This window comes from Cryobacterium arcticum, assembly GCF_003185895.1.
Classification (GTDB): Bacteria; Actinomycetota; Actinomycetes; order Actinomycetales; family Microbacteriaceae; genus Cryobacterium; species Cryobacterium arcticum.
The window spans coordinates 656017-679301 of record NZ_QHLY01000005.1 but is presented as its reverse complement, the minus strand read 5'-3'; the positions used below and the strand labels follow the sequence as shown (position 1 = coordinate 679301).

Genomic DNA, 23285 nt, shown 5'->3' with positions numbered 1-23285 from the left:
CGAACGTCAGTTGTTGGTGAATCCGACGAGCAGGCCTCCGGTGACCTTGACGCTCAGGTTGTACAGCACGGCGAAGATCGCGCCGAGGGCGGTGATCACGACGGTGTTGATGACCGCAACGACCACGGCGAAGCCCATCACGTTACCGATCGACAAGATGGTCGTGAGCTCAGAGGCGCTCCCGGCGATGTCCGTGTAGAGGGCGTCGATCTGGGTGAAGATGCCGGTGCCGTTCAGCACCGTGAAGGTGAGGAAGGTCGCGACGATCGTGACGACTGCCAGGCAGACGGCGATCAAAAAGGACAGCTTGACGGCCGACCAGAAGTCAATGTAAACGAGCTTCAGACGTACCTGTTTGGACGACATTGCACCCCGACTCGACTTCTTGGCCAGTTTCTCGGCGACACTACTCATCTGCTGATTCTACTTTCCCCGACTCGCTCTCTGCTGCCGCCTCGATTTCGACGACCAGATTGCGTTCGGTGTTTTTCGCGATGGCGATGATCCTGTCTTCGTCCGCGAACTTTGCAAAGACGACGCCCATGGTGTCCCGGCCCTTGGCCGGCACTTCGGCGACGTCAGAGCGTACCACCTTGCCGCTGGCAAGAACCACAAGGACTTCGTCCTCCTCGTCGACGATCAGGGAGCCGACCAGGTCGCCTCGGTCATCGTTCAACTTGGCCACCTTGATGCCCAGGCCGCCGCGGTTTTGCAGGCGGTACTGGTCGGCGGAGGTGCGCTTGGCGTAGCCGCCCTCGGTCACGACGAAGACGAAACCGTCGTCGGAGACAACCGAGGCGTCCAGCAGCGTGTCCTCGCCGCGGAAGTGCATGCCGATCACGCCGGAGGTGCTGCGGCCCATCGGGCGGAGGGCGTCGTCGGAGGCGGTGAACCGGATCGACATGCCCTTCTTCGACACCAGCAGCAGGTCGGAATCTTCGTCGACGAGCAGCGCGGAGACAAGTTCGTCGCCCTCGCGCAGTTTGATCGCGATGATGCCGCCGGTGCGGTTGGTGTCGTATTCGCTCAGCGCGGTCTTCTTGATCAGGCCCTCGCGGGTGGCCAGGGTGAGGTACTGGGCGACGCCGTAATCCCGGATGTCCAGGATCTGGGCGATCTCCTCGCCCGGCTGCAACGCCAGCAGGTTGGCCACGTGCTGGCCCTTGGCGTCACGGCCGGCTTCGACGGCCTCATAGGCCTTCGCCCGGTAGACCCGGCCGGTGTTGGTGAAGAACAACAGCCAGTGGTGGGTGGTGGTGACGAAGAAGTGCTCGACCACGTCATCGGCGCGCAGCTGCGCACCCTTGACGCCCTTGCCGCCGCGGTGCTGATTGCGGTAGTTGTCGCTGCGGGTGCGCTTGATGTATCCGCCGCGGGTGACGGTGACCACCATCTCCTCTTCGGGGATGAGGTCTTCGACCGACATGTCGCCGTCGAAGCCGAACATGATCTCGGTGCGGCGGTCGTCGCCGAACTTCGCGGTGATCTCGGTCAGCTCTTCGCTGACGATGGTGCGCTGACGCTCGGGGCTGGCCAGGATCGACTTGAACTCCACGATCTGCAGTTCGAGTTCGGCGGCCTGGTCGATGATCTTCTGGCGCTCGAGGGCGGCCAGACGGCGCAGCTGCATGGTCAGGATGGCGTCGGCCTGCAGCTTGTCGACCGTGAGCAGGTCCATCAGGCCTTCGCGGGCGTCTTCTACCGTGGGGGAGCGGCGGATCAGGGCGATGACCTCGTCGAGCGCGTCGAGCGCCTTGAGGTAACCGCGCAGGATGTGCGCATCCGCTTCGGCCTTGTTCAACCGGAACTGGGTGCGACGCACGATGACGTCGATCTGGTGGGCGACCCAGGCGCTGATGAAGCCGTCCAGGGCGAGGGTACGCGGGATGCCGTCGACGATCGCGAGCATGTTCGCGCCGAAGTTCTCCTGCAGTGGGGTGTGCTTGTAGAGGTTGTTCAGCACCACCTTGGCCACGGCGTCGCGCTTGAGCACGATCACCAGGCGCTGGCCGGTGCGGCCGCTGGTCTCGTCGCGGATGTCGGCGATGCCGGTGATCTTGGCGTCCTTAACCAGGTCGGCGATCTTGATCGCCAGGTTGTCGGGGTTCACCTGGTACGGCAGCTCGGTGATGACCAGGCAGGTGCGACCCTGCAGCTCTTCGATGCTCACCACGGCGCGCATCGTGATGGAGCCGCGGCCGGTGCGGTAGGCGTCCTGGATGCCCTTGATGCCCAGGATCTGCGCGCCGGTGGGGAAGTCCGGGCCCTTGATGCGCTGGATCAGCGCTTCGAGCAGCTCTTCGCGGGTGGCGTCGGGGTTCTCCAGGTACCAGAGGGCGCCAGCGGCCACCTCGCGCAGGTTGTGCGGCGGGATGTTGGTGGCCATACCCACGGCGATGCCGACGGAGCCGTTGACCAGCAGGTTGGGGAACCGGCTGGGCAGCACTGTCGGCTCGAGGGTGCGGCCGTCGTAGTTGTCCTGGAAGTCGACGGTGTCCTCGTCGATGTCGCGCACCATCTCGAGGGCCAGCGGGGCCATCTTCGTTTCGGTGTATCGCGGGGCGGCGGCGCCGTCGTTGCCGGGGGAACCGAAGTTGCCCTGGCCGAGGGCCAGCGGGTAACGCAGGCTCCACGGCTGCACCAGACGCACGAGGGCGTCGTAGATCGAGGAGTCACCGTGCGGGTGGAACTGACCCATCACGTCGCCGACAACGCGGGCGCACTTGGAGAACGCCTTGTCGGGGCGGTAGCCGCCGTCGTACATGGCGTAGATCACGCGGCGGTGCACGGGCTTCATGCCGTCCCGCACGTCGGGCAGGGCCCGGCCGACGATGACGCTCATGGCGTAGTCGAGGTAGGAGCGCTGCATTTCCAGCTGCAGGTCGACCTGGTCGATCTTGCCGTGCTGGGTCAGGTGCGCGGCGGCTGCCGCGATGCCGGCCGCGTCGGGGGCATCCGGCGTGGTGCCGGTGGTGTCATCAGATGTCAAGGAAACGCACGTCCTTCGCGTTCTTCTGGATGAAGTTGCGTCGGGACTCGACGTCTTCGCCCATCAGGGTGGAGAAAATTTCATCGGCGGCTGCCGCGTCGTCCAGGGTCACCTGGAGCAGGGTGCGGGACTCGGGGGCCATCGTGGTCTCCCACAGCTCCTTGTAGTCCATCTCGCCCAGACCCTTGTAGCGCTGGATGCCGTTGTCCTTCGGGATCCGCTTGCCGGCGGCGGCGCCGTCGGCGAGCAGGGCGTCCCGCTCCGCGTCGGAGTAGACGTATTCGTGAGCCGAGTTGGCCCACTTGAGCCGGTACAGCGGCGGCTGCGCGAGGTACACGTAGCCGAGGTCGATCAGCGGCCGCATGTAGCGGAACAGCAAGGTGAGCAGCAGGGTGGTGATGTGCTGGCCGTCGACGTCGGCATCGGCCATCAGCACGATCTTGTGGTATCGCACCTTGTCCTGGTTGAAGTCCTCACCGATGCCGGCGCCGAACGCCGTGATCATCGCCTGCACTTCGGCGTTGCCGAGGGCACGGTCCAGGCGCGCCTTCTCCACGTTGAGGATCTTGCCGCGCAGCGGCAGGATCGCCTGGGTCTCTGGATTGCGACCCTGCACGGCGGAACCGCCGGCCGAGTCACCCTCGACGATGAAGATCTCGGATGCCGCGGGGTCCTTGCTCTGGCAGTCCTTGAGCTTGCCGGGCATGCCGCCGCCCTCGAGCAGGCCCTTGCGGCGGGCGGTTTCCCGCGCCTTCCGCGCGGCCATGCGTGCGGTCGCGGCCTGCAGGGACTTGCGGATGATCTCGCGGGCCTGAACCGGGTTGCGGTTGAACCAGTCGGTGAGCTGGTCGCCGACGACGCGCTGCACGAAGGTCTTCGCCTCGGTGTTACCCAGCTTGGTCTTGGTCTGGCCCTCGAACTGCGGTTCGGCGAGCTTGATCGACACGACGGCGGTCAGGCCCTCACGCACGTCGTCGCCGGAGAGGTTGTCGTCCTTCTCCTTGAGGATGCCCTTTTCCCGGGCGTACTTGTTCACCAGCGTGGTGAGCGCGGCGCGGAAGCCCTCTTCGTGGGTGCCACCCTCGTGGGTGTTGATCGTGTTCGCGTAGGTGTGCACGCTCTCGGTGTATGCGGTGGTCCACTGCATGGCCACCTCGAGCGCGATCTTGCGTTCGGTGTCTTCGAATTCGAAGGAGATGATCTCTTCGTTGACGAGTTCGGCCTTCTTGGCCCGGTTGAGGTAGGCCACGTAGTCCATCAGGCCCTGCTCGTACATGAACGAGTTGCTCAGCGGCTTGCCCTCGGCGTCGAGGCTGTCGACGCGCTCGTCGGTGAGGGTGAGGCGCAGCCCCTTGTTGAGGAACGCCATCTGCTGGAAGCGGGCGCGCAACGTCTCGTAGTCGAAGTCGATGGTCTCGAATGTCTCGGCGCTCGGCCAGAACGTGATCGTGGTGCCGGTCTCGTCCGAGACCTCGTCCTTGTGCAGGGACTCGTTCGGCACACCGTTGTGGAAACTCTGCCGCCAGGCGTTGCCCTGCCGGCGTACCTCTACCTCGAGGCGGCTGGAGAGCGCATTGACGACGGAGCTGCCGACGCCGTGCAGGCCACCGGAGACGGCGTATCCGCCGCCGCCGAACTTGCCGCCGGCGTGCAGCACGGTGAGGACCACCTCGACCGTGGATTTGCCTTCGGCCTTGTGGATGTCGACCGGGATGCCTCGACCGTTGTCCTGCACGCGCACGGCGCCGTCGGCCAGGATGCGGATGTCGATGGTGTCGCAGTAGCCCGCGAGGGCCTCATCGACGGAGTTGTCGACGATCTCGTAGACCAGGTGGTGCAAACCGCGTGGACCGGTTGAACCGATGTACATTCCGGGTCGCTTGCGAACAGCTTCAAGGCCTTCGAGAACCTGGATGTCCTCTGCGCCGTAAGCGTGCTGCTCCGGCTCAGTTTTCGGTTCAATTGTCATGTGAAATTGGGCTCCTGACCGTCGCACAGGCGACCCCTCAGCCTACCAAACACGCCACGCCCGAACGGCCAAATCCGCCGTTTGACGCGTTTTATTCGCACGGTTGACCTGATTTGTCTCCCTACCCGTAGGTATCGCGTGGACCCCGCCCTGGAATTGATCTGGGACCCTTTTTCCAGGAGGGCGCGTTAGGCCCCTGAAAACGAATTGCGGCGATCCCGGCATCCGGGAACTTTTGGGCGATGTGCGTCATGATCTCGACCCGCATCATTCGGAGCTGGGTCGCCCACGCGGTCGACTCGCAATGCACCGTCAGAACGCCCTCGTCGATGCCGGCGGGCGTGGAGTGTTTTGCGGTTTCTTCGCCGGCCAGCTCGATCCAGGAGGCGAGCAGCTCCGATTGCGCGAGCGGGGAGTTCCAGCCCAGCTGCATGGTCAGGGAGTTGATGGTGTCGCCGAGCCCGTGCGGGTCGCGGCCGGCGCCGAACGGAACGCTGGAACCGATCTGCGCGCTGGGCTTGCGCCTGGCGCGCAGGCGTTTGGCGTTCGGATCACCGAAAACATCCTTGAACCGCAGGTAGACCTTCGCCGCCTCGCTGTGCTCGGTGCCACGGGGCTCAGCCACGGGCGGCACCGTCTTCCGCCGCCGGGGCGGTATCGGTGGGGCCGCCGTCGACGACGGGGTTCTCGACCACCGCGCCCGCGTGAATGTGGATGGCGTGGGCGGCGAGAACCGCGGGCACGTCCTCGAAGACGGCGGCGGTGATCAGCACCTGTTCGTATCCGGTCACGGCGGCCGCGAGCCGGCGGCGGCGGGACTGGTCGAGTTCGGCGAAGACGTCATCGAGGATCAGCACCGGGTCGCCGCTGGACGAGTCCCGGCGCAGCAGCTCGGCCGACGCCAACTTGAGCGCCAGGGCGAACGACCAGGATTCGCCATGGCTGGCGTAGCCCTTGGCCGGCAGGTTGTTGAGTTCGAAGACCAGGTCGTCACGGTGCGGTCCGGCCAGGGTCATGCCGCGGTCCAGTTCCTTGCGGCGCAGACCCGCCAGGGCGGTGCGGAATGTGTCGGCCGTGCCGGAGCCATCGATCGGGGGAGTGGCCGCGGGGGAGCCGGTCTCGTCGGATTCCTCGTCGGCGCCCAGGATGCTCAGCGATGCGACCAGGTTCGGTCCGTGGTCGGCACCGGCCACCGCCTGATAGGCGTTGTGCAGCGGCGGCAGCAGTTGGGCGACCAGGTCGGCGCGGGCGTCGATGATCTCGGAGCCCAGCGCCACCAGGCGTTCATCCCAGATATCGAGGGTGCCGAGCTGAGTGGTCTTCAGGCCGGATGCCCTGGCGGACTTGAGCAGGGTGTTGCGCTGCTTGAGCACCCGGTCGTAGTCGGTGAGCACCCCGGAGAGCCTGGGGTTGCGCAGCACCAGCAGCTGGTCGAGGAACCGGCGGCGACCGGACGGGTCGCCGCGCACGAGGGCGAGATCTTCGGGGGCGAAGAGCACGCTGGAGAAGTATCGGGGCAGCTCGCGGGTCTTGATCACCGAGCGGTTGATCTGGGCCCGGTTGAGTCCCGAGCGGTTGATCTGCACCTCGGCGAGGATATCCCGGCCGTTGTGCTCGAGCCGGGCCCGGATGATCGCGGCGTCCTGGCCCGATCGCACCATCGCCCCGGTCTGGGAGACCCGGTGGGAGCTGAGGGTGCTGAGGAATCCGAGTGCTTCGACCAGGTTGGTCTTGCCCTGGCCGTTGCGCCCGACGATGAGGTTCGGGCCGGCGCCGAACGGAACCTCGGCTCCCGCGTAATTGCGGAAGTCAGTGAGGGAGAGGTGAGTGACCCGCACGCGGGATCAGTCTGCCTTCTTTATGGCATGGCCACCGAACTGGTTGCGCAGTGCGGCCACGGCCTTCATGGCCGGTGAGTCTTCCTGGCGGGAGGTGAAGCGGGCGAAGATCGAGGCACTGATCGCGGGAACCGGCACGGCGTTGTTGATCGCTTCTTCGATGGTCCAGCGGCCCTCGCCGGAGTCTTCGACGTAGCCTTCGATGTCGCCCAACTGCGGGTCGTCCTTGAGGGCGCGCACCAGCAGTTCGAGCAACCACGACCGCACCACGGTGCCGCGCTGCCAGGCGGTGAAGATACCGGGAACGTCGTGGATCAAGTCGTCACGTTTTTCGAGCAGTTCGTAGCCCTCGGCGTAGGCCTGCATCAGGGCGTATTCGATGCCGTTGTGCACCATCTTGGCGTAGTGGCCGGCGCCGACCTTGCCCGCGTGCACAAAACCTTCTTCGCGGGGCCCCTCCGGGCGCAGCGCGTCGAAGACGGGCATGGCCCGCTCCACGTCTTCGGCGGAGCCACCGACCATCAGGCCGAAACCGTTGGTCAGTCCCCAGATGCCGCCGGAAACACCCGCGTCGACATAGTGGATGCCCTGCTCGGCCAGCAGCGCCTCGTGGGTGAAGTCATCGGTGAACCGTGAGTTTCCACCGTCGATGACCAGGTCACCGGGGGAGAGTTTGGTGGCCAGGTCGGCGATCACGGAGGTGGTGATCGCGCCGGCGGGAACCATCACCCAGACCAGGCGCGGCGCGGGCAGCGCCGCGATCAGTTCTGCGGTGCCGGCGACATCCGTCACCTCGGGGTTGCGGTCGTAGCCGGTGACGGTCAGCCCCGCGGTGCGGAGGCGGTCGCGCATGTTGGCACCCATTTTGCCGAGGCCGACGATTCCGATGTGCATGGCAGTCCTTCGAGGTTCTGGGCGTACGGGTGAGGCTGGCGTTTTAGCGCAGGAGCAGGTTCGGCTGCAGGAGGTAGCGGTAGCTGTCGGCGCCCGGCTGTTCCCGCGACGTCTGGCTCGTGATCAGCACCGGTCCGGGCTTGTTCGGGTTCTCGGTCTTGGTGAACGAGATGCGCACGAATTCCGAGTGCACGGCACCGAGACCGTCGAGTAGGAACTGCGGCTTGAGCGAGACGACGGTGTCGCCGCCGGAGAGGATGGCGTCGATGGTTTCCGATGCCTGGGCCTGCTCGGATCCGATCGCCTCGAGGGTGAGACCGTCGGCGGTGAAGCTGAACCGGAGTGCGGCTTCGCGTTCGAGCACCAGCTGCACCCGGCGGGTGGCTTCGATCAGTTCGGCCGTGTTCATCACGGCGTAGTTGTCGACGTTGTCGGGGAACAACCGGCGCACGGGCGGGTAGTTTCCCTTAATCAGGAGCGACGTGACGGTCTTCTTGTCGGCGGTGAAGGCGATGAGCTCACGGTCGTCGGTGTTGGTGATGGCCACGGAGATCGTTCCGCTGTGACCGAACGTCTTGCCGACTTCCTGCAGGGTGCGGGCCGGCACCAGCGCGGTGATCGGTTCCTGCGCCTGGTTGGCACCCGGGTCCCAGTCGATCTCCCGCACAGCCACGCGGTACCGGTCGGTGGCCACGAGGCTGATGCTGTTCTCGGTGATCTGCAGCTGCACGCCGGTGATCACCGGGGTGACGTCGTCGCGGGACGCAGCGACGGCGACCTGCGAGACAGCCGCCGCGAACTCCTCGGCAGGAACGAGCCCGGATTGGGCGCTGACCTGGGGAATGCTTGGATATTCCTCTACCGGCATAGACAGCAGGGTGAAGTTCGCGGTGCCACAGCTCACGGTGATGCGGGACTCGTTGGTCGAGAACCGAACCGGCGCGTTGGGCATCCGGCTGGCGATCTCGGCCAGCAGCCGACCGGAAACGAGAACCTTGCCGGTCTCTTCGACATCGGCGGCGATCTCTGTCTGCGCTGAGACTTCGTAGTCGAATGACGAGAGGATCAGGCCGGTCTCTGTCGCTTCGATTAAGACGCCACTCAAGATGGGCAGGGTGGTGCGTTGGGGAAGGAGCTTGACAGCGAAAGATACGGCTTCGCTGAAGACATCCCGATTGGCCTGAAATCTCACGAAGTCACTCCTGTCGGTGGGAGACCTGGATACGGCCTCAATGCTAGTCGGGTTTCTTGACCGGCCATTTCTTGCGAGCCGGGCGAGTAAAGGTTGTTGGACCTGGAGCTGAATTAAGTTAAACGTTAATCTTCTTAACCGGTGTGGAAACTGTGGATAACTCTGTGGATGTCAATCAGCGACTGGGAACTACAAACTTGTAACTTGTGGACGCCCTGTGAGCGTTAACCCCAATGAATGACAGGAACTGCTTTCGGTAATTCGGAGTTTTCACAAGCGAGCGAACTGTTTCTACAGGCGGGCCCGAGTTTTCCCGGCAGTTTCCACAGGGTTATCCACAGGTACGAAACACAAAAAATTTTTCTTTACTTGTACCGGTTGTCCTGCTTGATGCGGTTGGTGAGTTCGGTGACCTGGTTGTAGATGGATCGGCGTTCCTTCATCAGTTCGCTGATCTTCTTGTTCGCGTACATCACCGTGGTGTGGTCGCGGTTGCCGAACAGCTGGCCGATCTTCGGCAGGGACAGGTTGGTCAGCTCACGGCACAGGTACATCGCGATCTGCCGGGCGGTGGCCACGGCCTGCGAGCGGGACGATCCGTACAGGTCGTCGACCGTGAGTTTGAAGTAGTCCGCCGTGTTGGTGATGATGTCCACCGGCGCGATCACGTTGTCTTCGTCGAGGGTGATCACGTCCTTGAGCACGGTCTGCACCAGGTTCATGTCGACCGGGGTGCGGTTGAGGCTGGCGAATGCGGTGACCCGGATCAGGGTGCCCTCGAGTTCGCGGATGTTCGAGGAGACCTTGGAGGCCATGAACTCCAGGATGTCGTGTGGGACCTGCAGCTTCTCGCTCTGCGCCTTCTTGCGCAGGATCGCGATGCGGGTCTCGAGGTCGGGCGCCTGCACATCGGTGATCAGGCCCCACTCGAACCGCGAGCGCATGCGGTCTTCGAACCCGGTGAGGGCCTTCGGCGGCAGGTCGCTGGTGATGACCACCTGCTTGTTGTGGTCGTGCAGGGTGTTGAAGGTGTGGAAGAACGCTTCCTGGGTTTCTGCTTTGCCCTGCAGGAACTGGATGTCGTCGATCATCAGGATGTCGATGTTGCGGTACCGGTTCTGGAAGGCAGAGCCCCGGTTGTTGGCGATCGAGTTGATGAAGTCGTTGGTGAATTCTTCCGAGCTGACATACCGAACCCGGATGCCGGGGTACAGGCTCATGGCGTAGTGGCCGATGGCGTGCAGCAGGTGGGTCTTGCCCAGCCCGGATGAGCCGTAGATGAAGAGCGGGTTATAAGCCTTGGCGGGGGCCTCGGCCACGGCGACGGCTGCGGCGTGGGCGAAGCGGTTGGATTGGCCGATGACGAAGTTGTCGAAGCTGTACTTAGAGTTCAACCGGGTGTCGTGCGGCCGTTCCGGCGACGCACTCTCGAAGACCGACTGCGGGGTGGCCGGGGTTTCGATGTCGGGCTGGCGCTCGATCGGTTCCTGCACCGGGCGCAGGGACTCCTGCTCGAGCTCGGGGTTGACCACGACGTAGAAGGTGGTCACGGCGACGGAATCGCTGAGCTGGCCCATCGCGGTGAGCAGCGGCACCCGCATGCGCACGTTGAGCATGCTCGCGGTGAATTCGTTCGGCACTTCGAGGTAGAAGGTGCCGGCCGCGATGCCCTTCGGTTCCACCAGGTTCAGGAAGCCGTACAGCATGGGAGTGACGGTGTCATCGGACTCCAACAGAGTCAGAACCGACCGCCATGTTTCGCTGATGGGCTGTTCCCCGTCTGGCATGGTTCCCCACAATCTTGATCTTTACGCTCAAAGCCGTGAGAGATGCTCCGGTTGTCGACACAAAGTGTCTCACCGCGAGATTCATCCACAAGGTTATCCACCGCCTGTGGGCAAATAACGACTGGATTCTCAGGCTTTACCCACAACCTGTGGATAACTTGTCCTCACGGTAGTCAATGACCGACGGTCAGGCCAAATTAGCTCGAAGTAAACCCGCGTGTCTGTACCAGAAATGGGAATTCAATGGGCAGAATCGTACGTTTGGGCGTCTTCAGTTTGACCGCGGGCGGCCGAAGCCGTAGTTTTAATCAGTTGACCCCAGCCCGTGGGCTACCTCACTCTTTCCCGGCCGCTCGTTTAGGCCTGCGGAGATCCAATACGTGGAGATTGAACAATGAGCAAGAGAACGTTCCAGCCGAACAACCGTCGTCGCGCGAAAGTGCACGGTTTCCGTCTTCGTATGCGCACCCGCGCCGGACGCGCCATCCTCGGTGCCCGTCGTCGCAAGGGTCGCACCGAACTCTCCGCGTAAGTCCTCCTGTGCTCGCTCACGCCAATCGCATTACGAGCGGGAGCGACTACAAAGCTGTCGTTCGACGAGGTGTGCGGGTCGTCGGCCCGCACACTGTGGCGTACCTCCGACAGAACGCTGACCCCACTCCGGTGCGGTTCGGGTTCATCGTCGCCAAGAACGTTGGCGGCGCGGTGGTGCGCAATCGCATCCGTCGTCGAATGAAAGCGGCAAGCTTCGATCTCCTTCCTGGCGTACCTGCCGGGACGGAGATCGTTTTTCGGGCTCTGCCCTCGTCAGTGAACGCCAGCTGGCCGGCCCTTGTGGCCGAGTTGTCGCATGCACTGGTCAAAGGCCAGCGCGGCCGATGAACAAGGCGATCTACACGCTCCTACTGCTCCCCCGAAACCTCGGGGTGCTGGTGCTGCGTGTCTACCGCGCTGTGATCTCACCGCTGTACGGCGATGTTTGCCGGTATTACCCCTCGTGCTCGGCGTACGCCCTCGGCGCCGTTCAAGAATATGGCCTGATCGTCGGCTCTTTTTTCGCCGCTCGCCGGGTTTTGCGTTGTCATCCTTGGGCTGAGGGCGGAATCGATGATGTTCCCCTGAAACGACACCGTCGCCATACCGTGACGTCGTTTGGATTTGTAGTTCCTTTAGCCACGGAAAGGGCTGACCCGCACGCATGGACCTCATAGGTACAATTCTCTGGCCGCTGAAGTGGGCCGTTGAGCTTCTGCTCGTCGCCTTCCACTGGCTCTTCTCCAACTTCGGGATGGGCTACAACGACGGCATCACCTGGGTTCTGTCCATCGTCGGCCTGGTGCTGGTGGTGCGCGCCGCGCTCATCCCCATCTTCGTGCGGCAGATCAAGAGCCAGCGCAAGATGCTCGAGGTCGCGCCTCAGCTCAAGAAGATCCAGGATAAGTACAAGGGTAAGAAGGACCAGTTCTCCCGCGAGGCCATGTCCCGCGAGACGATGGAGCTCTACAAGCGCACCGGTACCAACCCGCTGGCGTCGTGCCTGCCGCTGTTGCTGCAGATGCCGATCTTCTTCGCCCTGTTCTCCGTTCTCAACGACGCCCAGAAGTCCAACGCCGGCGTCGGCCCGCTCAACCAGGATCTCGCGACCAGCTTCGGTAACGCCACCCTGTTCGGCGTGGCCCCGCTGCACGACACCTTCGCCCAGCAGTGGACGCTGTGGACCAGTGGCCAGGAGTTCAACCTCTCGGTCATGATCATCGCCGCCACCATGGTGGTGCTGATGACTGCCTCGCAGTTCATCACGCAGCTGCAGATCGTGTCCAAGAACATGTCGCCGGAGACCAAGGCGAGCCCGATGTTCCGCCAGCAGAAGATCATGTTGTACCTGCTCCCCCTCGTCTTCGCCTTCTCCGGTGTGGCCTTCCCGCTCGGTGTCATGTTCTACTGGCTGACCTCCAACATCTGGACGATGGCACAGCAGTTCCTCGTGATCCGCAACATGCCTACCCCCGGCAGCGAGGCCGCCAAGGCCCGCGAGGAGCGCCTGGCCCGCAAGGGCAAGCTCATTGCGACAGATGGCGACATCATCGTGGTGGAAGAGCCCAAGAAGCCGGCTCAGCGCCAGCAGCCCGTGGGTAAGAACCGTGCCAAGAAGCAGACCGGCCCCAAGAAGTAACAGGGATGGACAACAACGTGACTGAGAACACTGACGTGCTCAACGCCGACGCGGCCGACGCTGCGCCGACTATCGGCCAGTTGGAGCAGGAAGGCGACATTGCCGCGGATTACATCGAGGAATTCCTCGATATCTGCGACCTTGACGGCGACATCGACATCGACGCCCGCAACGGACGCGCGTACCTGTCGGTGAACTCGTCCGATGCCGGCAACCTCCGTCTGCTGTCCAAGCCCGACACCGTGAACGCACTGCAGGAGCTCACCCGGCTCGCTGTGCAGAACAAGACCGGCTCGTTCTCCCGCCTGATCCTCGACATCGGCGGGTCCCGCGAAGCGCGTCAGGCCGAGCTGACCGAATTGGTCGGCCGGGCCATCGAGCGCATCGAAGGCGGCGCAACGGAGGCTTCCCTCCCCCCGATGTCCTCGTACGAACGCAAGCTCGTGCACGACATTGTGTCGGAGCGCGGCTTCGTGTCCGAGTCACTGGGTGAGGGTCGCGACCGTCACACCGTGATCACCGCCGCGTAGTCCCGCGCCGTACATGGTTGACACTCTCGAGGCCGAACCGGCCGTCGCGGCGCAGTTGTTCGGCGACCGTATCGACGTTGCGCGCGAGTTCACCCAGCACCTGGCCGAACAGGGTGAGGAACTCGGCTTGATCGGGCCCCTCGAGCTTCCCCGGCTCTGGAGCCGGCACATCCTGAACTGTGTCGTGGTGGCTCCGCTGCTGCGGCCCGGCCTGGTCGGAGATGTCGGTTCGGGTGCGGGCCTGCCCGGCCTGGTGCTCGCAATCGCCCGTCCCGATGTCTCCTTCGTGCTGATCGAGCCGATGGAGCGTCGCGTCGCCTGGCTGAACAGCCAGATCACCGCGCTTGGTCTGACCAACGCCTCGGTGCTGCGCGCCCGGGCCGAAGACATCCGTCTGAACGCGCCCCTCGACCAGGTCACGGCCCGTGCCGTGAGTGCACTCAAGACCCTCATCCCGCTTACCGCGCCGCTCCTCCGGCCCGGCGGAGAACTCGTGGTGATGAAGGGCGCGGGGGCCGCCGGCGAGATCAGCAATGCCGCCAAGGCCATCGCCCGGTTCAAGCTGCGCAATGTGGAAGTCGTTACCCTCGGTGCGGGCGTGCTGCAGGACGTTACCCGGGTCATTAGGGCTACAGTGGACTAGTCCCCGGCCACGTCGATTCAGCCCGAGTCGGCAGCACCGAGGCGCACTTTCGGGTGGCTCATCAATCGTCGAACGCAAAGGTTTCACGTGAAACATCCTGGCGAAGACCAGCAGGCCGGCTCCCCCGGTGCAGGTATCGACACTCCGCTGGCCCGGGAGATCTCAGACCTGACCCGACGCCGTCAGTTGATTGCGGCCGAGCGCCTGCCGAAGCCGGAGAGCACCAGGGTCATCACCATCTCCAACCAGAAGGGCGGAGTGGGCAAGACCACAACGGCAGTGAACCTGGCTGCCGCTCTTGCCCGACAGGGCGCGCGTGTGCTTGTGATCGACCTGGACCCGCAGGGCAATGCGTCCACCGCCCTGGGTGTCGAACACCGCGCCGAGACGCCGAGTGTGTACGACGTGATCATCAACGACCTGCCCATGGTGGATGTCGTGCAGAAGAGCCCCGAGTTCGGAGCCCTCTACTGCGTGCCCGCGACCATTCATCTGGCCGGTGCCGAGATCGAACTCGTCTCACTGGTCGCCAGGGAGCAGCGTTTGCGTCGGGCGCTTGACCTGCACGTCAAGGAGATGACCGACCCCTACGATTACGTCTTCATCGACTGCCCACCATCGTTGGGGCTACTCACCATCAACGCGTTCGTGGCGGCGCGCGAGGTGCTCATTCCCATCCAGTGCGAGTACTACGCGCTGGAAGGACTGAGTCAGCTGCTCAAGAACATCGAGCTGATCGAGAAACACCTCAACCCCCAGCTCTATGTGTCGACCATCCTGCTCACGATGTACGACAGCCGCACCAACCTGGCCAATCAGGTGGCCCAGGATGTGCGGGATCACTTCCCCAAGCAGGTGCTGGAGACGCTGATTCCGCGCTCCGTGCGGGTTTCTGAGGCCCCGAGTTACGGCCAGAGCGTCGTGAGCTATGACCTCAACTCCGTAGGATCGCTCTCCTACCTCGAAGCAGCGGCAGAAATCGCCCGTCGGGGCGTTCCACGAACAGGAGATGGGCAGTAATGGCGAAACGCACAGGGCTGGGCCGCGGTATTGGGTCGCTGATTCCGGTCCAGGACAACCCATCGCAGGCCCGGCCGGTCGACGTGTTCTTCCCGTACAACGAGGTGCCGCACGCTGAGGGCACCGCCGGCGCGTCGACCCTGGCCGCGTCGGTCGATGCAGGTTCGTCTGCGTCTGCAGTGATCGACGGCTCCCCCGAATCCGCTGAAACTGCTGGCGTTGAACTGCTTCCCGTGCCCGGCGCCCGCCTCGCTCATCTCAACCCAGCCGATATCGTGCCCAATGCGGCGCAGCCTCGCAGCGTCTTCGACGAAGACGACCTCGCCGAATTGGTGCACAGCATCCGTGAAGTGGGAGTTCTGCAGCCCATCGTGGTGCGTCCGATCACCGAGCAGCCGGGCAAGTACGAACTGGTCATGGGTGAGCGCCGTTTGCGCGCCACCAAAGAGGTCGGCCTCGACACCATTCCTGCCATCGTGCGGGACACGGCGGATGTGGACATGCTGCGCGATGCGCTGCTGGAGAACCTGCACCGCGCCCAGCTGAACCCGCTGGAAGAGGCGTCGGCCTACCAGCAGCTGCTGTCTGACTTCGGCATCACCCAAGATGAACTTGCCAACCGAATTGGCCGGTCACGGCCACAAATCACCAATACCCTGCGGCTCTTGAAGCTGCCGGAATCGGTGCAGCTGCGGGTTGCGGCGGGTGTACTTTCGGCCGGCCACGCCCGCGCCGTGCTCTCCGTAGGCACACTCGACGGCATGCTGCGGTTGGCCGACAAAATCGTGAACGAGGACCTGTCGGTGCGCGCGGCTGAGGCTGCTGCCGCGGCGGGCCCCAAACCCGTTGTTGTGAAGCCGGCCGCCGGCAAGCGCCAGGGGCACCTCAACGAGATCGCTGAACACCTTGGTGACCGGCTGGACACGCGGGTCAAGATCAGTCTCGGCGCACGAAAAGGCCAGATCACGGTTGATTTCGCTACAATCGGCGACCTCAACCGCATCCTCGGCGTGCTCGGCGAACCAGGCTTCGGCGCGAGCTGATCCATGGCCATGTTTCACGTGAAACATGGCACTGAAGCTGCTCTCGACCTGACCTGAGCATCGGGCGTACTGCACCGATCTCTGCAGTGGCGGCCGAGGTAGGTAATCAACGAGACCCGAAATTCGCGCCCACGTCGTTGAGCGAGCGCGACGGCTTCTCCTGTTGGAGCGCGTGTTTCATGTGAAACATATAGCGAGGCCAAAGGTCCCGCCGATCAGGCCAGTCAAGATTCGTCTTCTCGCTGGTCGAACCTGTAGAGACCCGTTCGGCGGACTGAGCCGATCGAGGCCCGCCTACCGCCGGTCGAACAGGTCGAGGCCCGCCTATCCGTGGTCGGGCTGGTCGAGGCCCGCCTGCCGGTGGTCGGGCTGGTCGAGGCCCGCCTGCCGGTGGTCGGGCTGGTCGGGACCAAGGTGCCGCTGGTCGGGCTGGTCGGGATCCAGGTGCCGCTGGCGGAAATCTTTGCCGCACGCTCTGGCCACCAGATGCGCATCGACTTGTTTCACGTGAAACATCAGCCAGTGGCCAGTGTGTGCCTGCCCTGCGCAATCGGTGAAGGCCATTTCCCGGGACGTTTCACGTGAAACCCGCCGTGTCCAAATCGACGGCGACGGCCGTGTTCTCAGCGCACGTCGCGCGCACACGGCAAGTCGCGCGTTAAATGGACCGAAATGAGTTGTTAGAGCGGCCATTCTCCGGTGAGAGTCCGGCATCTGACCATCACGCACGTCGGCTGCAGGCGCTTAGGATCGCTCTCAGAGACGCGAAAATCGCCAATTTCGGAGCAAATTTGGCCCGAAGAACGACAACAGGTCGACGCGCGAAGGGCCCAGGGAGCGCAACTGCGACAGATACAGCCGCGGAAATATTCTGCGCGGCTAGTCTCGGGCTGCATCAAGGATCACGGGGTCTGCCCGGTGACTCTCCGCGGGCAGATCAGTCTGCGCGGGACAGTGTTTCACGTGAAACATTGCGCGGAGAACATCTGTGGTTGGTCGGTGGTGAACGCGGTCCACGAGTCCGGCCGTCCAGGAAGAGATGGCGCGGCGTGCACGACGGGGTCAAGCGCACGAGTCCCGCGGGCTCCACGCATCCTGGTGGGTATCGTGTCATGTTGGTGCCCAGATGCGCGGTGGAGGAGCGAATGAGGTCGCTTCGCCGCGACGGCTTTGCTCGACAGTCCCTGTTCGGTTCGGGAGGGGCGTACCGAGACTCGGTTGGGCCCAATGTGGACCGCGGTGGACGCGCATCCCGTGCGGGTTCACGAGCAGCGGTACCAGAGGTGTACCGGGTGCGACAGCTCGAGTTCTTTACGCCCGGCCCCGGTTAGTGGAAGCATACGGCGCTCGGTATGGAAAGTCAGCGATTATGTGCCTGCCCCTGAGCAACCACACCTGCTATTTGCGCTGGTCCACCTCGCCGAGCGCCGGCAAAGGTGGCTCACAGTTAGTGACGATTTCGGTCAGGAGAGCTCGGGCAACGATGTCGTGCTGTCCAGCAAATGAGCTGATCAGCTCGTCATTAATTCTTCCTCCCGGGTTGGGATACTGAGTACGTCGCACGATCTTGGGAGTCGTGCGCGCGCATCCGTACTACTCGAACGACGCTGGGCCGAAGGGTGCGGCGAGAGGCTGGGGGAGTGTTGTCCTTAATGCAGATCGCGGTCATGTTTCACGTGAAACATGACCATTTCGACTACTGGAGGCTAATCGACGCGGCGCGCGCTAGGGCTGCGTACACGGACCCGAGGGTTTGCCCGGATGCCTCGATGGACTGCGGGGCGAGGGACGTTTCGGTGAGTCCTGGGAGCACATTGGCCTCGAGGAACCACGCTGTGCCCTCGGAATCCACCATGAGGTCGATACGCGACAATTGGGCCAAACCCAGGAGACTGTGAATCGCCACAGCCGTTTCAGCAACCCGCTGAGCGATCTCAGGGGCGATGCGGGCGGGGGTGAAGAACAGAGTCTCGCCCGCGTTGTAGCGGGCTTCGAAGCTGTAGGCGCCACTCACCGGTACGATCTCGACGGCCGGAAGGGCTACGGGGCCATCCCCGGTGTCAATAACGGTGACGGCGAGTTCGGTACCCTCGACCTTCGTCTCCACGAGGGCCGTGTCGGCGTAGGTGTAGGCGTCGACCATAGCGCGGGGGAGGCCGGCGGCCGTGTCGACGATGGTGACTCCCTGTGCGGACCCACCCTGGGCTGGCTTGACCACCAGAGGGGTCCCGAGGGCATCGACCAGGTGCTCGAGAACACTGCCGGCACCGAGGTCCCGAAACGTTTCGCGGGACAGGGCGATCCAGGCTGGCGTGGCGTAGCCTTCCCGGCGCACGAGCTCCTTGGCGGTGGGCTTGGACCAGGCCAGGCCGGCGGCGGTGCCGCGTGGGCCCACGTGGGGAATTCCGGTAGTCTCCAGCAGGGACAGCAGCGCGCCGTCCTCGCCGGTGGCGCCGTGCAGGACCGGCCAGATCACATCGGGCTGGCGGTGTGCGAGTTCGGCGAGCAGGCCGGCCTGCGGGTCCAGGATCGTCACGGTATGGCCGAGGTTGGTGAGTTCGTCGGAAACACGGCGTCCGCTGCGCTGGGAGACCTCTCGTTCATGCGAGATGCCGCCCGCGAGCACGACTATGTCAAGAAACTCGGTTTCGCTCATGATCTGGGATTTCCTTAGCTCGTGCCGGAAAGAACGGGGTCAGTTGATGTCGGGCGGCGGTGCGCCGAAACGTCGGCCGTCGTGTGCCGGGGAGAGGGACCCGGTGCCGGCGAACGTGTCGAGTAGCTCGAGTTCGTCCCGGATGACGGTGGCCAGCCGTCGAATGCCCAGGCGGATGTGTTCGGGCGTGGGGTAGCAGAACGACAACCGGATGTTCTGGCGACCCTGGCCATCCGCGAAGAACGCGGTGCCGGGGGTGTAGGCCACCAACTCCTTGACCGCACGGGGAAGCATTGCCTTGGAGTCCAGGGTGTCTGGCAACGAGAGCCAGACGTAGAAACCACCGTTGGGGTTGGTCCAGGTGAGGTCGGGCAAGTACTCGGTGAGCGCGGAGAGCATGGCCTCCTTGCGCTCCCGGTAGACGCCGCGGAAGGTGTTGATCTGGCCCTTCCAATCGGCGGTCGACAGGTACTCCGAGATCACCAGTTGGCTGAACGAACTGGGGGAGAGGATGGCCGCCTCGTTGGCGAGCACGAGCTTTTCGCGGATGGCATGCGGCGCTAGCGCCCACCCCACCCGGAACCCCGGCGCGAGGGTCTTGGAGAAGGTACCGAGGTAGACCACGCCGTCGCGTTCCACCGAACGCATCGCATCCGGCGCCTTCTGATCGAAGTACAGCAGACCGTAGGGGTTGTCCTCGAGCACCAGGATCTGGTTCTGGCGGGCGATCTCGAGAATCTCCAGGCGACGGGCCCAGCTGAGGGTCACTCCAGCGGGATTGTGAAAGCTGGGAATCGTATACAGGAACTTGATTGTGCGTCCGGCGGCTTTCAGTCGGGCGATGTGCTCGCGCAAGGCCTCGGGGATCATGCCGTTCTCGTCCATGGGCACGTGATCGACATCGGCCTGGTACGACTTGAAGATCACCATGGCGGTGACATAGCTCGGACCCTCGGAGAGTACGACGTCGCCGGGATCGAGGAAGAGCTTGCTCACCAACTCCAGCGCATGCTGGGAACCAGTGGTGACTACGACGTCGTCTGCGTTGGCGCGGATGCCTTCCAGCGCCATGACCTCGAGAATTTGCTCGCGGAACGCGGGAACTCCCTGACCAGAGCCATATTGCAGGGCCACCGGGCCCTGTTTGCGCATGACGTTCTCGAGCGCGTTCATGACCAGGTCCTGCGGCAGGGCGGCGACGTAGGGCATTCCGCCGGCCAGAGAGACGACCTCGGGCCGTGAGGCAACGGCGAACAGGGCTCGCACCTCCGAGGCGCGCAAGGCGGCGGCTCGCTCGGCGTAGTGGTGGTACCACGGGTCGAGGTTGTTACCGGCCTGGGAGGCGCCTATCGCTGTCACGTCATATCCGTTCTGGTGAGGCCTTAATCGTATGGGGTGCCATGTGCAGCCGCTGCATCCGCGGCCGGATACACAAAAACACCCGCCCGGCGAGTGCCGGGCGGGTGTGGGGTTCGAGGTGAACCAGCCGCGGCTACTTGAGGTAGGCGGCCAGGTCGGCTTCGAGGGCAGGCTTCGGCTTCGCGCCGATGACGGTCTTGACGACCTCGCCCTTCTGGAAGACCTTCATCGCGGGGATGGAGGTGATCATGTACTTCGCGGCCAGGGCCGGGTGGTCGTCGACATTGAGCTTGACGATGTCGATCTTGTCGGAGTTCTCAGCGGCGATCTGGTCGAGGATCGGGCTGACGGCGCGACACGGACCACACCACTCGGCCCAGAAGTCCACCAGGACGGTCTTCTCGTTGTTGATGACTTCCTGGTCGAAGGTGGCGTCGGTGACGGCGCGTGCTGACATGTGTGATTCTCCTTAGTTGGTAACGCTTGCAAGTGCGGGGTCGCCGGCCTGGGCCAGAAGTTCCTCAGGGAGGGTGGCCAGGTAGTGCTCGGCGTCCAGCGCCGCTACGGTGCCGCTGGCGGCCGCGGTGACGGCCTGGCGGTACGTGGGGTCGATGACGTCTCCGGCGGCGAACACGCCCGTCTGGCTGGTCTTGGAGGACCGGCCGGCGACGGCGATGGTGCCCTCGGGTGTCAGGTCGAGTAGGCCGTGTACGAGGTGGGTGCGGGGATCGTTGCCGATGGCCACGAACAGGCCGCCGACGGGAAGGGTGCTCTCTTCGCCGGTGACGGTGTCGCGCAGGCGCAGCCCCTCAACGGCCTCCTCGCCGTCGATGCCGACGACCTCGGAGTTCCAGACGAACTGGATCTTCTCGTTCGCGAACGCGCGCTCCTGCATGATCTTGGACGCGCGCAGCGTGTCCTTGCGGTGGATGACAATGACCTTGCTGCCGAACCGGGTAAGGAAGGTTGCTTCTTCCATGGCGGAGTCGCCGCCGCCGACGACGGCGATGACCTTCTCCTTGAAGAAGAAACCATCGCAGGTGGCGCACCAGGAGACGCCGCGACCGCTGAGACGCTCTTCGTCGTCCAGGCCGAGCTTGCGGTACGCGGAGCCGGTGGCGAAGATCACGGACAGCGCCTCATGCTTCTCGCCGTTGCCCAGGGTGACGGTTTTGATGGTGTCGCCGAAGTCGAGGTGGGTGACGTCGTCGTAGACGACCTCTGTGCCGAACTTCTCCGCCTGCTCCTGCATCTTGGCCATCAGTTCAGGACCCTGCACGCCGTCGGCAAAGCCGGGGTAGTTCTCCACCTCGGTGGTGTTCATCAGCTCGCCACCGGCTTCAACCGAACTCGCGATCAGGAGCGGCTTGAGGTTTGCCCGAGCAGCGTAGATGGCGGCCGTGAACCCAGCGGGACCCGAGCCGATGATGATGATCTGACGCACGCGTAGACTCCTTGAAATCAGTGGGAGAGACGCCCTTCGGCGCCTCACTTTCGGGTACAACACATCCTAATCGGATGCTATTCCGCGCCGGCCGGCCTGAGGGCCCCGATCACAGCCGGCATACAGCTTGCCGGCAGGGGCGTCAGCGCCGCAGACGCGCTTTGAGCGGGGCGAGGAAGCCGTGCAATTCCTGACTGCGCATGAGCAGCAGGATGCCGAAGTAAAGCCCGGCCATGACCACTCCGATCAGTGCCATGGAGAGGATCGAGGCCACGATTCCGGAAAGGGCGAATCCGCCGTCCACCGTGCCGCCGACAGCGACGAGGATGCCCAACCCTGCGGCGACCGGAACCAGGACCGCCACGAGGTACTTCACCAGACTGCGCAGGATGCGCTTGCCGTCGATACCGCCGAGGCGTTTGCGCAGCAACCAGGCAGCCAGGATGGCCTGGAGAATGCCGGACACCGAGACGACGAGTGCGATGCCGAAGGCGATCCACTCCGGCGCCAGCAGCATGCAGCCGAGCACGCCGATGACGACCAGAACGACCTGGAAGAGCGTGAAGAAGAACGGGGTGCGCGTGTCACCGAGGGCGTAGAAGCTGCGCTGCACGACGAACAGCACGCAGAACCCGACGAGGCCGGCCAGGTAGGCGATGATGACGTTGCCGATGGCCTGCACGTTCTCGAAGCTTGAATTATTGAACACTGCCGCGAAGGGATAGGCGCACACCATGATCACGGCGCTGGCGAGCACGATCAACAGGGTGGTGCCGCGGATCGCCGACGACGCATCCGTTCGCAGCAGCGAATTATCGCCGCGGGATGCGTGCTCGCTCATGCGCGTGAAGTAGGCAGTGGCCACCGACACGGTGATGATCGAGTGCGGCAGCATGAAGATCAGCCAGGCGGTGCTGAGTACCGTGGTGGAGGCGCCCTCGCCGGATGCTGTCGAGACCACCTGCGTTTCCACGATGCCGGCGATCGTGGTGAGCAGCAACATGCCGAAGGTCCAACTGGCCATCTTGCCGGCCGCACCAAGACCGACCCCGCGGAAGCGGAAGTCAGGTCGGTAGCGCAGCCCGATACGCCGCCAGAAGTAGAACAGGACCACGCCCTGCAGCACCACTCCCAGAGTCGCGCTGCCGCCGAGGAGGGCGACCATGCCGGGGGTGAAGTCGGTGACCGGTCGGTCGCCGTGTGCATCCGCCCCAAAGAGAGCCATGAACGCGAGGAGCCCGGCGATCGCAACGACGTTGTTGATCACAGGCACCCAGGTGAACGGCCCAAACGACCTGCGCGCGTTGAGCACCTCGCCCAGCACCGTGTAGAGGCCATAGAAGAAGATCTGCGGCAGGCACCAGTAAGCGAACGCGATGGCGAGAGCGATCTGGTCTTCGGAGTAGCCGGGCCCGATGAATCGGGTGATGAAGGGTGCCAGAAGGCAGGCCACCAGAGTCGTCCCGGCCAGGATGCTCAGAGCGAGGGTCACCAGTTTATTGATGTAGGCGGTGCCGCCGTCGTCGTGCAGGCTGGCCCGCACGATCTGGGGCACGAGTACGGCGGTCAGCACGCCACCGGCCACGATCGTGTAGACCGTGTTCGGCAGCTGGTTCGCCAGCGAGAACGCGTCTGCGCTCTTGCTGATCTGGCCCAGGACCTGGGCGAACACGATGACCTTGAGGAAGCCGAGCAGACGCGAGACGAGCGTGCCAGAGGCCAGGATCGCACTTGCGCGGCCCACTCCG

22 protein-coding genes are annotated in these 23285 nt (G+C 64.0%); 9 read left to right on the top strand and 13 right to left on the bottom strand.

Translation table 11 applies throughout. The features are described from left to right. Window positions 1-6: 6 nt before the first annotated feature. From CTB96_RS04865 to dnaA, 8 genes are all read right to left on the bottom strand, one after another. A complete protein-coding gene (locus tag CTB96_RS04865; RefSeq protein WP_110125743.1) occupies window positions 7-414 on the bottom strand; it encodes a DUF3566 domain-containing protein in 408 nt (135 codons plus the stop codon). After that, the gene (gene gyrA / locus CTB96_RS04860; protein WP_248283236.1) at window positions 407-2935 is read right to left on the bottom strand and encodes a DNA gyrase subunit A; all 2529 of its coding nucleotides are present in this window, start codon (window positions 2933-2935) and stop codon (window positions 407-409) included. The genes CTB96_RS04865 and gyrA overlap by 8 nt, the downstream gene beginning before the upstream one ends. Window positions 2936-2978: 43 nt before the next feature. After that, window positions 2979-4958 carry a DNA topoisomerase (ATP-hydrolyzing) subunit B gene (gyrB, locus tag CTB96_RS04855; RefSeq protein ID WP_110125742.1) on the bottom strand — a complete coding sequence of 660 codons (1980 nt, stop codon included), beginning with the start codon at window positions 4956-4958 and terminating at the stop codon, window positions 2979-2981. A gap of 121 nt (window positions 4959-5079) precedes the next feature. Beyond that, window positions 5080-5583: a DciA family protein gene (locus CTB96_RS04850; protein WP_110125943.1), complete on the bottom strand. Its 504-nt coding sequence runs from the start codon at window positions 5581-5583 to the stop codon at window positions 5080-5082. Continuing rightward, window positions 5576-6796: a DNA replication/repair protein RecF gene (recF, locus tag CTB96_RS04845; RefSeq protein WP_110125741.1), complete on the bottom strand. Its 1221-nt coding sequence runs from the start codon at window positions 6794-6796 to the stop codon at window positions 5576-5578. Before recF ends, CTB96_RS04850 begins: the two co-directional genes overlap by 8 nt. A gap of 6 nt (window positions 6797-6802) precedes the next feature. Beyond that, window positions 6803-7690, bottom strand: coding sequence for a phosphogluconate dehydrogenase (NAD(+)-dependent, decarboxylating) (gene gnd, locus CTB96_RS04840; protein ID WP_110125740.1), 888 nt, complete (start codon window positions 7688-7690; stop codon window positions 6803-6805). Window positions 7691-7733: 43 nt separating this feature from the next. Beyond that, complete coding sequence (dnaN, locus tag CTB96_RS04835) at window positions 7734-8882, bottom strand: DNA polymerase III subunit beta (protein ID WP_104163736.1); 1149 nt, start codon at window positions 8880-8882, stop codon at window positions 7734-7736. A 365-nt stretch (window positions 8883-9247) separates the two neighbouring features. Further along, entirely contained in the window at window positions 9248-10669 is a 1422-nt protein-coding gene (gene dnaA / locus CTB96_RS04830; protein WP_110125739.1) for a chromosomal replication initiator protein DnaA, read from the bottom strand. A 394-nt stretch (window positions 10670-11063) separates the two neighbouring features. Here dnaA and rpmH point away from each other — a divergent pair, with 394 nt between their 5' ends. From rpmH to CTB96_RS04785, 9 genes are all read left to right on the top strand, one after another. After that, the gene (gene rpmH / locus CTB96_RS04825; protein WP_010204566.1) at window positions 11064-11201 is read left to right on the top strand and encodes a 50S ribosomal protein L34; all 138 of its coding nucleotides are present in this window, start codon (window positions 11064-11066) and stop codon (window positions 11199-11201) included. Window positions 11202-11209: 8 nt separating this feature from the next. Next, entirely contained in the window at window positions 11210-11551 is a 342-nt protein-coding gene (gene rnpA / locus CTB96_RS04820) for a ribonuclease P protein component (protein WP_110125738.1), read from the top strand. Further along, complete coding sequence (gene yidD, locus CTB96_RS04815) at window positions 11548-11880, top strand: membrane protein insertion efficiency factor YidD (RefSeq protein ID WP_110125737.1); 333 nt, start codon at window positions 11548-11550, stop codon at window positions 11878-11880. Before rnpA ends, yidD begins: the two co-directional genes overlap by 4 nt. Further along, the gene (gene yidC / locus CTB96_RS04810) at window positions 11868-12842 is read left to right on the top strand and encodes a membrane protein insertase YidC (RefSeq protein WP_110125736.1); all 975 of its coding nucleotides are present in this window, start codon (window positions 11868-11870) and stop codon (window positions 12840-12842) included. Before yidD ends, yidC begins: the two co-directional genes overlap by 13 nt. A gap of 17 nt (window positions 12843-12859) precedes the next feature. Next, window positions 12860-13372: a Jag family protein gene (locus CTB96_RS04805; RefSeq protein WP_248283212.1), complete on the top strand. Its 513-nt coding sequence runs from the start codon at window positions 12860-12862 to the stop codon at window positions 13370-13372. A 13-nt stretch (window positions 13373-13385) separates the two neighbouring features. After that, on the top strand, window positions 13386-14015 hold the full coding sequence (gene rsmG / locus CTB96_RS04800; RefSeq protein ID WP_110125734.1) for a 16S rRNA (guanine(527)-N(7))-methyltransferase RsmG: 630 nt from the start codon (window positions 13386-13388) through the stop codon (window positions 14013-14015). Window positions 14016-14102: 87 nt separating this feature from the next. Then, window positions 14103-15035 (top strand): ParA family protein, encoded by a 933-nt coding sequence (locus CTB96_RS04795; protein WP_110125733.1) that lies wholly within the window; start codon window positions 14103-14105, stop codon window positions 15033-15035. Next, window positions 15035-16078, top strand: coding sequence for a ParB/RepB/Spo0J family partition protein (locus tag CTB96_RS04790; protein ID WP_110125732.1), 1044 nt, complete (start codon window positions 15035-15037; stop codon window positions 16076-16078). The genes CTB96_RS04795 and CTB96_RS04790 overlap by 1 nt, the downstream gene beginning before the upstream one ends. A gap of 330 nt (window positions 16079-16408) precedes the next feature. Then, window positions 16409-16663 (top strand): hypothetical protein, encoded by a 255-nt coding sequence (locus CTB96_RS04785; protein ID WP_110125731.1) that lies wholly within the window; start codon window positions 16409-16411, stop codon window positions 16661-16663. 1111 nt (window positions 16664-17774) lie between these two features. Here the strand turns inward: CTB96_RS04785 and CTB96_RS04780 are convergent. The 5 genes from CTB96_RS04780 to murJ form a co-directional block, all read right to left on the bottom strand. Further along, a complete protein-coding gene (locus CTB96_RS04780) occupies window positions 17775-18734 on the bottom strand; it encodes a D-alanine--D-alanine ligase family protein (protein WP_110125730.1) in 960 nt (319 codons plus the stop codon). Between the two features lie 39 nt (window positions 18735-18773). Beyond that, a complete protein-coding gene (locus CTB96_RS04775; RefSeq protein WP_110125729.1) occupies window positions 18774-20093 on the bottom strand; it encodes an aminotransferase-like domain-containing protein in 1320 nt (439 codons plus the stop codon). 133 nt (window positions 20094-20226) lie between these two features. Next, window positions 20227-20550 carry a thioredoxin gene (gene trxA, locus CTB96_RS04770; RefSeq protein WP_066598673.1) on the bottom strand — a complete coding sequence of 108 codons (324 nt, stop codon included), beginning with the start codon at window positions 20548-20550 and terminating at the stop codon, window positions 20227-20229. A 12-nt stretch (window positions 20551-20562) separates the two neighbouring features. Continuing rightward, window positions 20563-21537, bottom strand: coding sequence for a thioredoxin-disulfide reductase (gene trxB / locus CTB96_RS04765; protein WP_110125728.1), 975 nt, complete (start codon window positions 21535-21537; stop codon window positions 20563-20565). Window positions 21538-21679: 142 nt separating this feature from the next. Then, a complete protein-coding gene (gene murJ / locus CTB96_RS04760; protein ID WP_248283211.1) occupies window positions 21680-23281 on the bottom strand; it encodes a murein biosynthesis integral membrane protein MurJ in 1602 nt (533 codons plus the stop codon). Between the last annotated feature and the right edge of the window lie 4 nt (window positions 23282-23285).

Excerpts from the sequence above, each read along its gene's own strand:
- gyrB (WP_110125742.1), bottom strand. The coding sequence starts at position 4,958 with ATGACAATTGAACCGAAAACTGAGCCGGAGCAGCACGCTTACGGCGCA.
- yidC (WP_110125736.1), top strand. The coding sequence starts at position 11,868 with ATGGACCTCATAGGTACAATTCTCTGGCCGCTGAAGTGGGCCGTTGAG.
- dnaA (WP_110125739.1), bottom strand. The coding sequence starts at position 10,669 with ATGCCAGACGGGGAACAGCCCATCAGCGAAACATGGCGGTCGGTTCTG.
- trxA (WP_066598673.1), bottom strand. The coding sequence starts at position 20,550 with ATGTCAGCACGCGCCGTCACCGACGCCACCTTCGACCAGGAAGTCATC.
- CTB96_RS04780 (WP_110125730.1), bottom strand. The coding sequence starts at position 18,734 with ATGAGCGAAACCGAGTTTCTTGACATAGTCGTGCTCGCGGGCGGCATC.
- rsmG (WP_110125734.1), top strand. The coding sequence starts at position 13,386 with ATGGTTGACACTCTCGAGGCCGAACCGGCCGTCGCGGCGCAGTTGTTC.
- yidD (WP_110125737.1), top strand. The coding sequence starts at position 11,548 with ATGAACAAGGCGATCTACACGCTCCTACTGCTCCCCCGAAACCTCGGG.
- rpmH (WP_010204566.1), top strand. The coding sequence starts at position 11,064 with ATGAGCAAGAGAACGTTCCAGCCGAACAACCGTCGTCGCGCGAAAGTG.
- CTB96_RS04865 (WP_110125743.1), bottom strand. The coding sequence starts at position 414 with ATGAGTAGTGTCGCCGAGAAACTGGCCAAGAAGTCGAGTCGGGGTGCA.
- gnd (WP_110125740.1), bottom strand. The coding sequence starts at position 7,690 with ATGCACATCGGAATCGTCGGCCTCGGCAAAATGGGTGCCAACATGCGC.
- CTB96_RS04790 (WP_110125732.1), top strand. The coding sequence starts at position 15,035 with ATGGCGAAACGCACAGGGCTGGGCCGCGGTATTGGGTCGCTGATTCCG.